We start from the raw sequence: 8,453 nt of genomic DNA, 5'->3' as shown, positions 1-8,453 counted from the left end.
ACGCGCAGAGTCACAGTGACGCCAGAAGGTCAGGATTACTACGCAAAGGCTACGCGCGTGTTGCGGGATCTTGAAGATATCGATTCGTCGTTTAGCGCGGCGCAAAGCAAACCGCGCGGCAATCTCCGCGTCGACGTCGGCGGCCTGACCGCGCGCGAGGTGCTGATTCCCCTGCTGCCGGATTTCATGGCCCGCTATCCGGACATTCGTATCGATCTGGGGGTCGCCGACCGCGCGGTCGATCTGATCGGCGACAACGTCGATTGCGTCATTCGCGGTGGTCCACTGGACAATTCATCGCTCGTCGCGCGCAGCATCGGCGAGGCGCTGATGGTGACCTGCGCCGCGCCCGGGTACCTGAAGCAATACGGTGTGCCCGCCTACCCGGAGGAGCTTCGCAATGGCCACCGCTTGATCGGCTACATCTCGACCCAGACCGGCAGGGCCATGCCCCTGCGATTCGAGCACAAGGGCGAGCAAACCGAATTCAGGATCGAACACCGCATCGGCATCAACGAAAGCAATGCGCACCTGGCCGCCTGCATCGCCGGACTCGGCATTGTGCAAACTTTTGCGCACGCGGCCAATGCGGCGCTTCAGGACGGGTCACTCGTGGAGATTTTGAAGAAGTGGCGACCGCCCTCGTATCCGTTTCATGTGGTGTACCCGCAGAATCGCTACGTGACGCATCGTCTGCGCGTGTTTATCGACTGGCTGCTCGAATGCTTTCCAGCGAAGGTTCGCGCGTGACCGGATTTGACCGGATAGATGGCTGCGCTCGGTGGACTACACCGCAAGCGAGGAGATGGGGGAAACGGGATGCAACGAAGTACAGGCGGGAGGAGCAAAACAGTCCGCCCGTGGTGCTCACGGACGAACGATCCTGCACACAATGCGCGCCATCGGCCAGACGCGGCTCACGGCTGGACATTGTGGGACAGCTAGCGGACGGTCACGGTGCGCGGCGCGCAGCGGCACTGAAGTGGCGCGCTCGAGCGCACCCGTGAACAATCCTGCCGGGCGCTTTAGCGGCGGCGCATGGCGGGGCGCGGTGCTCCGCTGCTCGCATCCTTGTGGCGGAAATTGATGCGGCCCTTGGTCAGATCGTAGACCGACAACTCAAGCGTCACGCGGTCGCCAGCGATAATGCGGATGTGATTCTTGCGCATGCGGCCCGATGCGTACGCGTTCACAACAACGCCATTCTCCAGCGTCACGCGGTACTTGCTGTCCGGCAGCACTTCGTCGACGACGCCGTCGAGTTCAAGCAATTCTTCCTTCGCCAAATCCAATCCTCCTGAAATACACAATGCCGCGCTCACGCGCAGCGCAGATAGTGACCCCGAACAAACGCCATCGGCCAGATCCTGATGCACCGCTTGCGACCGTGAGGCCGGCATGATCAGCAGATACAGTCGGGAACGGGGAACGACGTGGCCCTCAGCGCGCCAGAGTCAGGCGATCCGACACCGCGACAAGCAATGTGCCAACGCACAGGGCAATTCGTGCTCTTGATGAGCCAACCGGGGACACGGATCGTCGGCGTTCGCCTGAGGCCAATCCGCAGAGACGAACATCGAACGCGCATGCCCGCAGGGTGTCCGGTCTGCGAGCGCAGTGAACACCAATGCGGGACACACGAGATACGCGTGGCCTACAACTGCCACGGTATGAGACAGGGCATTCGCGCCGCCCGTGGGACGAACCCTGGGCGGCTGCGTTGCAACAGCTTACAGCGGGGTGATGTTCGAAGCCTGGAGGCCCTTCGGACCACGCTTGACTTCGTAGCTGACCTTCTGGCCTTCAGCGAGGGTCTTGAAGCCCGTGCCACGCACTTCCGAGAAGTGAGCGAACAGATCGTCGCCGCCCTTGTCCGGAGTGATGAAGCCAAAGCCCTTGCTGTCGTTAAACCATTTGACGGTACCGGTTTCCACTAAAAAATCCTCAAAAAACTGAATAAAAACACACGCGCCCCGCGAACAGGGCGTATAAAAATCAAGCGGGAGAGGTCAACGAATGCCGCGAGTAGCGGCAAATGGTGAGCAGACACAGCAAGACAATTAGCAGATTGAACTTACGCGCTATTTCACATCACGTCAAGTATTTTCGTGCCAACGGGCCAGATAGTTGCCAGCACGGGCCCTTTAGGCCCGAAAAATGCAAAAAATCGGCTTGTGCCACAATGCGGCATAAACGTCTGATGAATATCAAGTAATGCTTTTGTAGGGTTTGCGTATGACTGAATCGCCCCGCATACCGCATCAACACGTCGATAACGCCGTTCCGGAGCTAGCGGACAGCCCGTCCGGAAAAGCCACAAGCGCGAACGTCGCAACCAGCGCCTCGCGCTATCGCGCGGTGGTCGACTCGGCCTATGACGCTATCGTCACGATCGACCAGTCGCACAACATCACCCTGTTCAATCGCGCGGCGGAGAACCTGTTCGGCTACCGGGCCGACGAGGTGCTCGGCCATCGCATCGAGACCCTGTTGCCGGAAGCGGCGCGCGAGCATCATGCCCGAAATGTGCACAACTTCGCCGCTTCGCCGCTCACCGAACTGCGCCCGATGAACCCGCCGCGCATGGACGCGAGCAACAGCGTATTCGGGCGGCATCGCGACGGTTCGATCATCCCGGTTGAAATCGCGATTTCTAAAATCGACGTGGACGGCCACACCGAATTCACGGCAGTCGTGCGCGACATCACGGATCGCGCGCAACTGCTGGATCGGCTGAAAAAGCAGGCTGTCACCGACGCGTTGACCGGCCTGCCCAATCGCCGCGAATTCCTGGCGTTCGTCGAGAACATGCAGCGCACGCAGGCAGCGCTGTCGGTGTTTATTCTCGACATCGACCGCTTCAAGGAGATCAACGACAACTACGGCCACCACGTCGGCGACGAAGTGCTGTGCGTGCTCGCGAACGTCGGCGCAAGCCACACCGGCGAGCCCGGTCTGTTCGCGCGCTGGGGCGGCGAAGAATTCGTCGCGGCGCTGCCAGGCGCCGATGCCGCGCAGGCGCACCGCGTCGCCGAACAGTTGCGGCTGCGCTTCGAGCGCCAGGATTTCGCGCACGACTGGCGCCTCAAGCCGATTCCGTTCACCGTCAGCATCGGCGTCGTCACGCGCGAGGCCGGCGAGCACGACGTCGAAGCGCTGATAAAACGCGCGGACAACGCGCTTTATCGCGCGAAAAAGGCTGGCCGCAATCGTGTGGAGACCGGCTAACGAAGCTAACGGTACGTAATTCGGGTACATACCCGGGCACGGGATTCGCGCGCGCCACTAGCGTGTGCAGCGAACCGGAGACAGCCATGAAGGCTCCTCATTCCCGTACGACTCACGCCATGGTGCGTGTGGTGGGCGTGGTGGGTATTGCGCTGATTGGGTTGTTCAGCGTGAGCGCACTGGGCCAACAGCCCCCTCAGTCGCAGGACGCGCAGCCAGCCTCGCCGATGGTCAAACCACCCACGGCAGCCTCCGGCGCGACGAGCGCGACCAATCCCGACAACATGCCGGTCAAAAAGCCCCAACAGCCCACCAACGACCGCATGATCCGCAGCGAACCCGCTAGCGCCGCCAAGGCGAAATAGCTCGTGGAAGCCTGCACGGACATGGGCACGCGCGCTGCGCAGCCATAACCGTCTGTCACCCGGGAGAACGATCATGCCGCTCAGCAAGGGAAAATCTCGCGAAGCGATCTCGAAGAACATCAAGACGGAGATGAAGCAAGGCAAACCGCAAAAGCAGGCGGTGGCGATTGCGTTGAATGAGGCGCGCAAATCCGGCGCGAAGATTCCAAAGAAGCATTCGAAGTAAGGCCCACGCACGCCAAAACCCGCCTAAAAGGCCGGCCGCGCTTTTGCTTTTCTTTCGCGCGGCCGGACTTGCTTCAAGCAGGCACCGCTTCGGCAAGCGCTGCGCGCGACCACACGCGATGCTGCCCTGCCGCTTCGATAAACGCTTCAATCACACGCTTGAGATCGGCGGCATCGCCTTGCGCCACGCCATCCGCGTGATCGGGCAACTGCGCGGCGGTCAATAGCAGGCGCCCCGTGTCGACCGCTCCAATCGCCTTCAGATGCTTGAACGCTTCGTTGATGAAGTGCCGTGCGTCGCCCAACTGCGCCAGCGCTTGCGCCGCTTTCTCGCCGCCTGGCACGAATACGGCGTCGAACATCACCGAAGGCATGCCCGCGAGGGTCGCATCCGGCACAAGGCCGTCGATGGGCTCCAGCGTCGGCGCGATCAATAGCGCGCTCGCCCCTTCTTTAGCGAACGCATCGCGTAGCTGCTTGAGCATGGCGGCATCGCCGCCGGGCGCGCTCAACAATGCGATCTTGCGCGTGGCAATGCCAGGCTTTGCGCAATTGAGCAGGCTCAGCGCGGGTGACGCTGCGGGCTGCGGCTTGCCCAGTTTGCTGCCGGTTTTAGGCTTGGGAAGTCCCAGCGCCGTGGCGACTTGCGCGGCCAGATCCGCGTCGATGTTGGCGAGGATTTCATTTACCACGCGCTCGCGTATTTCCATTCTTTTGACTTTGCCCAATTCGAACGAATAGGCCGCCAGAATATGGGCCTTTTCAGGCTCCGACATGCTTTGATAAAACATCGTCGCTTGCGAAAAGTGATCGGCGAACGAGTCGCTGCGCACGCGGATCTTTGCGCCGTCCATGCGTTCCTGGTAGCTCTCGAAGCCGCCGTCCTTCGGCGTGGTCTCCTTGGGCCAGCCTTCTCCCACAGAATTCGGCTCGTAAGACGCCTGGCCGACATTGATGGTCTGGCGATGCATTGCATCGCGCTGGTTATTCTGGAACGGACACACCGGGCGATTAATCGGAATCTCGTGGAAATTCGGGCCGCCGAGCCGGCTGATCTGCGTATCGGTGTACGAGAATAAACGCCCTTGCAAAAGCGGGTCGTTGGTGAAATCCATGCCCGGCACGATATGGCCAGGATGAAACGCCACCTGCTCCGTTTCCGCGAAGAAATTGTCCGGATTGCGGTTGAGCGTCATCTTGCCGATCAACTTGACCGGTACCAGTTCTTCCGGAATCAGCTTGGTGGGATCGAGCAAATCGAAGCCGAATTTATGCTCGTCTGCCTCTTCGACGATCTGCACACCTAGTTCGTACTCCGGATAATCTCCTCGCTCGATCGCTTCCCATAGATCGCGCCGATGAAAATCGGGGTCTTTGCCCGCGATCTTCTGCGCTTCGTCCCAGACCAGCGAATACGAACCCAACACCGGCCGCCAGTGCCACTTCACGAAGCGCGCATGGCCTTTCGCATCGATCAGGCGGAACGTGTGCACGCCAAAACCTTGCATGGTGCGCAGGCTCTTCGGGATGGCGCGATCCGACATCGCCCAGATCACCATATGCGCACTCTCCGGCACCAGCGAGACGAAGTCCCAGAACGTGTCATGTGCGGTGCCGCCGGTGGGCATTTCGTCAGGCGCTTCGGGCTTCACGGCATGGACGAAGTCGGGGAACTTGATTGCGTCCTGAATGAAGAACACCGGCATGTTATTGCCGACCAGGTCGAAATTGCCCTCCTCCGTATAGAACTTGGTGGCAAAGCCGCGCACGTCGCGCACGGTGTCCGCGGACCCGCGCGGGCCTTGCACGGTAGAAAAGCGCACATAGACGGGTGTGGTTTTCGACGGGTCCTGCAAAAAAGCGACGCGCGTGAGCTTCGCCTGCGATTCATAGACCTGAAAATAGCCGTGCGCCGCCGACCCGCGCGCGTGCACGATGCGCTCCGGAATGCGCTCATGATCGAAGTGCGTGATCTTTTCGCGCATGATGAAATCTTCGAGCAAGCTCGGGCCGCGCGGGCCTGCGCGTAGACTGTTCTGGTTATCGGCGATCTTCACGCCCTGATTCGTGCGCAGCGCTTCGCCGTCGGCGTGCGCGCGAAACGGTTCGAGACTTTGCGACTTGGCGTCCGGGCTATCGGACTGGGCGGGGGCTTTACTATGGGGACGATTGCGATGAGGCATGGGTGACTCCTGAAGGTGAGCCACTGGGAGCGCAATCGATGTGCCGTCGGATGCCGGGAACGAACTAAAGTGAAGGCAAGCACAGACACCTGGCGGGAACCGTTTCGCCTCTTGCGATACGGTATGGAAATTGCGTCCAGCTTCATCTGGCTGGGCGCCAATATCCGGCCAATTTCCGGCCAACCTCCCGCCAGCACCCTGGTTCAGAGCCAGGTCCACAGTCAGGCCCACAGCACGTCTGCAAACACGGAACAAGGAAGCCCCATGACCGAGCAAGCGACTCCCGCCCCCTCGCCCACGCATTCCGTCCCGGCGCCTCGCGACCCGCATCTGCGCGCGATGGCGTACTGTATCCGCTTCCTCTCGATGGACGCGGTGCAGCAAGCCAACAGCGGCCATCCCGGCGCGCCGATGGGACTCGCCGACGTGGCGACGGTCCTCTTCAAGGATTTCATGCAATTCGACGCGTCCGATCCCCATTGGCTGGACCGCGACCGCTTCGTGTTATCGAATGGCCATGCTTCGATGCTGCTTTATAGCCTGCTCTATCTGACCGGCTATCAGGACATGACCATCGAAGAAATCAAGCGCTTCAGACAGGTCGGCAGCAAAACCGCCGGCCACCCGGAATATTCGCATGCCGAAGGAATCGAGCTGACCACCGGACCACTCGGTCAGGGCATCGCGGAATCGGTCGGCATGGCGCTGGCCGAGCGCATCATGAACGCGCATTTCGGCGACGATCTGGTCAATCATCATACTTACGTATTCCTTGGCGACGGCTGCCTGATGGAAGGCATCAGTCAGGAAGCCATTTCGCTGGCCGGCCACCTCAAGCTAGGCCACCTGATTGCGTTCTGGGATAACAATTCGATTTCCATCGACGGGGCGACCAGTCTTTCGGTTTCCGACAACGAAATCGAACGCTTTCACGCCTCGGGTTGGCACGTGCTCGAAATCGACGGCCACGACACCGATGCGATCCGTCAGGCGATCGAGACCGCGCGCGCGACCCAGGACCGGCCTACCCTGATCGCCTGCAAGACCATCATCGGATTTGGCTTTCCGACCAAGGCCGGCACGCAGAAGGCGCATAGCGACGCGCCCGGCGAGGCTGAAATCGCAGGCGCGCGCAAGATTCTGGACTGGAACTCGCCGCCCTTCGACATTCCCGACGATCTGCTCAAAGCCTGGCGCGAAGTGGGCGCGAAAGGCCGCGAAGCGCGGCTCGCGTGGGCCGATCGCGTCAAGGCCGCGCCAGAGGATTTGCGCAGCGAGTTCGAGCGACGCACCTCAGGCAAGCTGCCGCAGGACTGGAAAAAGGCGATCGCGGCGGCGCGGCAAGCATTTATCGCCGACGGCAAGGAGATGGCCACGCGCAAGGCTAGCGGGGATGTGCTCAATCACCTGTTCGACGCAATTCCGGAGTTGCTCGGCGGTTCGGCCGACCTCACGCCGTCGAATAACACCAAAACGAAGCAACAGGTCGAAATCAAACCGGGCCAATACGCGGGTTCGTATATTCATTACGGCGTGCGCGAACATGGCATGGCGGCCGCGATGAACGGCATCGCGCTGCATGGCGGATTGATTCCGTATGGCGGCACGTTCCTGTGTTTTTCCGACTATTGCCGCCCGGCCATTCGCCTGAGCGCGATGATGCGGGTGCGCACGATCTACGTGATGACGCACGATTCAATCGGGCTGGGTGAAGATGGGCCAACGCACCAACCCGTCGAGCATCTGGCCGCGCTGCGCGCGATTCCGCAGCTAGCGGTTTATCGGCCAGGCGACGCGATCGAAACCGCGGAATGCTGGGAACTGATTCTGGAACAGCCGCGCCGCGCTGCATTGCTGGCACTTTCGCGCCAGCCCTTGCCGCTGCTGCGCCACGAGGCCGATGGCGAAAACCGCAGTGCGCGCGGCGCGTACATCCTGCACGATGCCGAAGGCGGCCCGCGTCAGGTTACGCTGCTGGCGACGGGCTCGGAGCTTCAACTCGCCGTCGAGGCGCGCGAAATTCTGCAGGGCGAAGGCGTGCCCACTGCGGTCGTGTCGATGCCGTGCCGTTTATTGTTCGAGGAGCAGGACAAGGACTATAAACGCGCAGTGCTGGGCGATTCCCCCGCACGCGTGGCGGTGGAGGCTGCGGTTGAGTTGGGCTGGGATCGCTATATCGGCACGGAAGGGAAATTCATCGGCATGCACAGCTTTGGCGAGTCCGGGAAGATCCAGGACGTGTACGACAAATTCGGCATTACAACGGATGCGGTCGTGCGCGCCGCGCGTGAGATATTGAAGGATCTCGCGGTGTGATGTTCAGGGGAGCGCGGGCGCGCGCGATGCGCGCCTGCGGTTAGCGCGTCCTGTATCGGTCAAAACAGGCGGTGACTGCATCTCACGTCAAGCACCCTGAATCGCTAAGCTCCCTGCACCACACACCGATCGAGCG

Annotated in this window: 8 protein-coding genes; 5 read left to right on the top strand and 3 right to left on the bottom strand. The window is 61.2% G+C overall.

Annotated elements, in window-relative coordinates; genetic code table 11:
- Window positions 1-750, top strand: a 750-nt coding sequence (locus VG320_RS04030; protein WP_327198859.1) for a LysR family transcriptional regulator, incomplete at its 5' end; no start/stop codon positions are given.
- Window positions 751-1,025: 275 nt separating this feature from the next.
- Here the strand turns inward: VG320_RS04030 and infA are convergent.
- Entirely contained in the window at window positions 1,026-1,286 is a 261-nt protein-coding gene (gene infA, locus VG320_RS04025; protein ID WP_103704938.1) for a translation initiation factor IF-1, read from the bottom strand.
- A 444-nt stretch (window positions 1,287-1,730) separates the two neighbouring features.
- Window positions 1,731-1,934 carry a cold-shock protein gene (locus VG320_RS04020; RefSeq protein ID WP_027817624.1) on the bottom strand — a complete coding sequence of 68 codons (204 nt, stop codon included), beginning with the start codon at window positions 1,932-1,934 and terminating at the stop codon, window positions 1,731-1,733.
- 301 nt (window positions 1,935-2,235) lie between these two features.
- Here VG320_RS04020 and VG320_RS04015 point away from each other — a divergent pair, with 301 nt between their 5' ends.
- The 3 genes from VG320_RS04015 to VG320_RS04005 all read left to right on the top strand — a co-directional run bounded on the left by VG320_RS04015 (window position 2,236) and on the right by VG320_RS04005 (window position 3,819).
- Window positions 2,236-3,228 carry a sensor domain-containing diguanylate cyclase gene (locus VG320_RS04015; protein WP_327198858.1) on the top strand — a complete coding sequence of 331 codons (993 nt, stop codon included), beginning with the start codon at window positions 2,236-2,238 and terminating at the stop codon, window positions 3,226-3,228.
- Window positions 3,229-3,314: 86 nt separating this feature from the next.
- Window positions 3,315-3,593, top strand: a complete 279-nt coding sequence (locus tag VG320_RS04010) for a hypothetical protein (RefSeq protein ID WP_327198857.1) — start codon at window positions 3,315-3,317, stop codon at window positions 3,591-3,593.
- A 73-nt stretch (window positions 3,594-3,666) separates the two neighbouring features.
- The gene (locus VG320_RS04005) at window positions 3,667-3,819 is read left to right on the top strand and encodes a DUF6496 domain-containing protein (RefSeq protein ID WP_205981030.1); all 153 of its coding nucleotides are present in this window, start codon (window positions 3,667-3,669) and stop codon (window positions 3,817-3,819) included.
- Between the two features lie 73 nt (window positions 3,820-3,892).
- Here VG320_RS04005 and katE read toward each other — a convergent pair whose 3' ends face one another.
- Window positions 3,893-6,001, bottom strand: coding sequence for a catalase HPII (katE, locus tag VG320_RS04000; RefSeq protein WP_327198856.1), 2,109 nt, complete (start codon window positions 5,999-6,001; stop codon window positions 3,893-3,895).
- A gap of 264 nt (window positions 6,002-6,265) precedes the next feature.
- On the opposite strand from katE, the gene tkt reads away from it, so the two are divergent.
- Window positions 6,266-8,317: a transketolase gene (gene tkt / locus VG320_RS03995; RefSeq protein ID WP_327198855.1), complete on the top strand. Its 2,052-nt coding sequence runs from the start codon at window positions 6,266-6,268 to the stop codon at window positions 8,315-8,317.
- The last annotated feature ends 136 nt before the right edge of the window (window positions 8,318-8,453 follow it).

This window comes from Paraburkholderia sp. (genome assembly GCF_035948235.1).
Lineage (GTDB): Bacteria > Pseudomonadota > Gammaproteobacteria > Burkholderiales > Burkholderiaceae > Paraburkholderia.
This window is presented reverse-complemented; position numbering and strand designations above follow the sequence as displayed.

Coding starts and splice junctions, on each gene's coding strand:
- VG320_RS04015 (WP_327198858.1), top strand. CDS start 2,236: ATGACTGAATCGCCCCGCATACCGCATCAACACGTCGATAACGCCGTT.
- tkt (WP_327198855.1), top strand. CDS start 6,266: ATGACCGAGCAAGCGACTCCCGCCCCCTCGCCCACGCATTCCGTCCCG.
- katE (WP_327198856.1), bottom strand. CDS start 6,001: ATGCCTCATCGCAATCGTCCCCATAGTAAAGCCCCCGCCCAGTCCGAT.
- VG320_RS04010 (WP_327198857.1), top strand. CDS start 3,315: ATGAAGGCTCCTCATTCCCGTACGACTCACGCCATGGTGCGTGTGGTG.
- VG320_RS04005 (WP_205981030.1), top strand. CDS start 3,667: ATGCCGCTCAGCAAGGGAAAATCTCGCGAAGCGATCTCGAAGAACATC.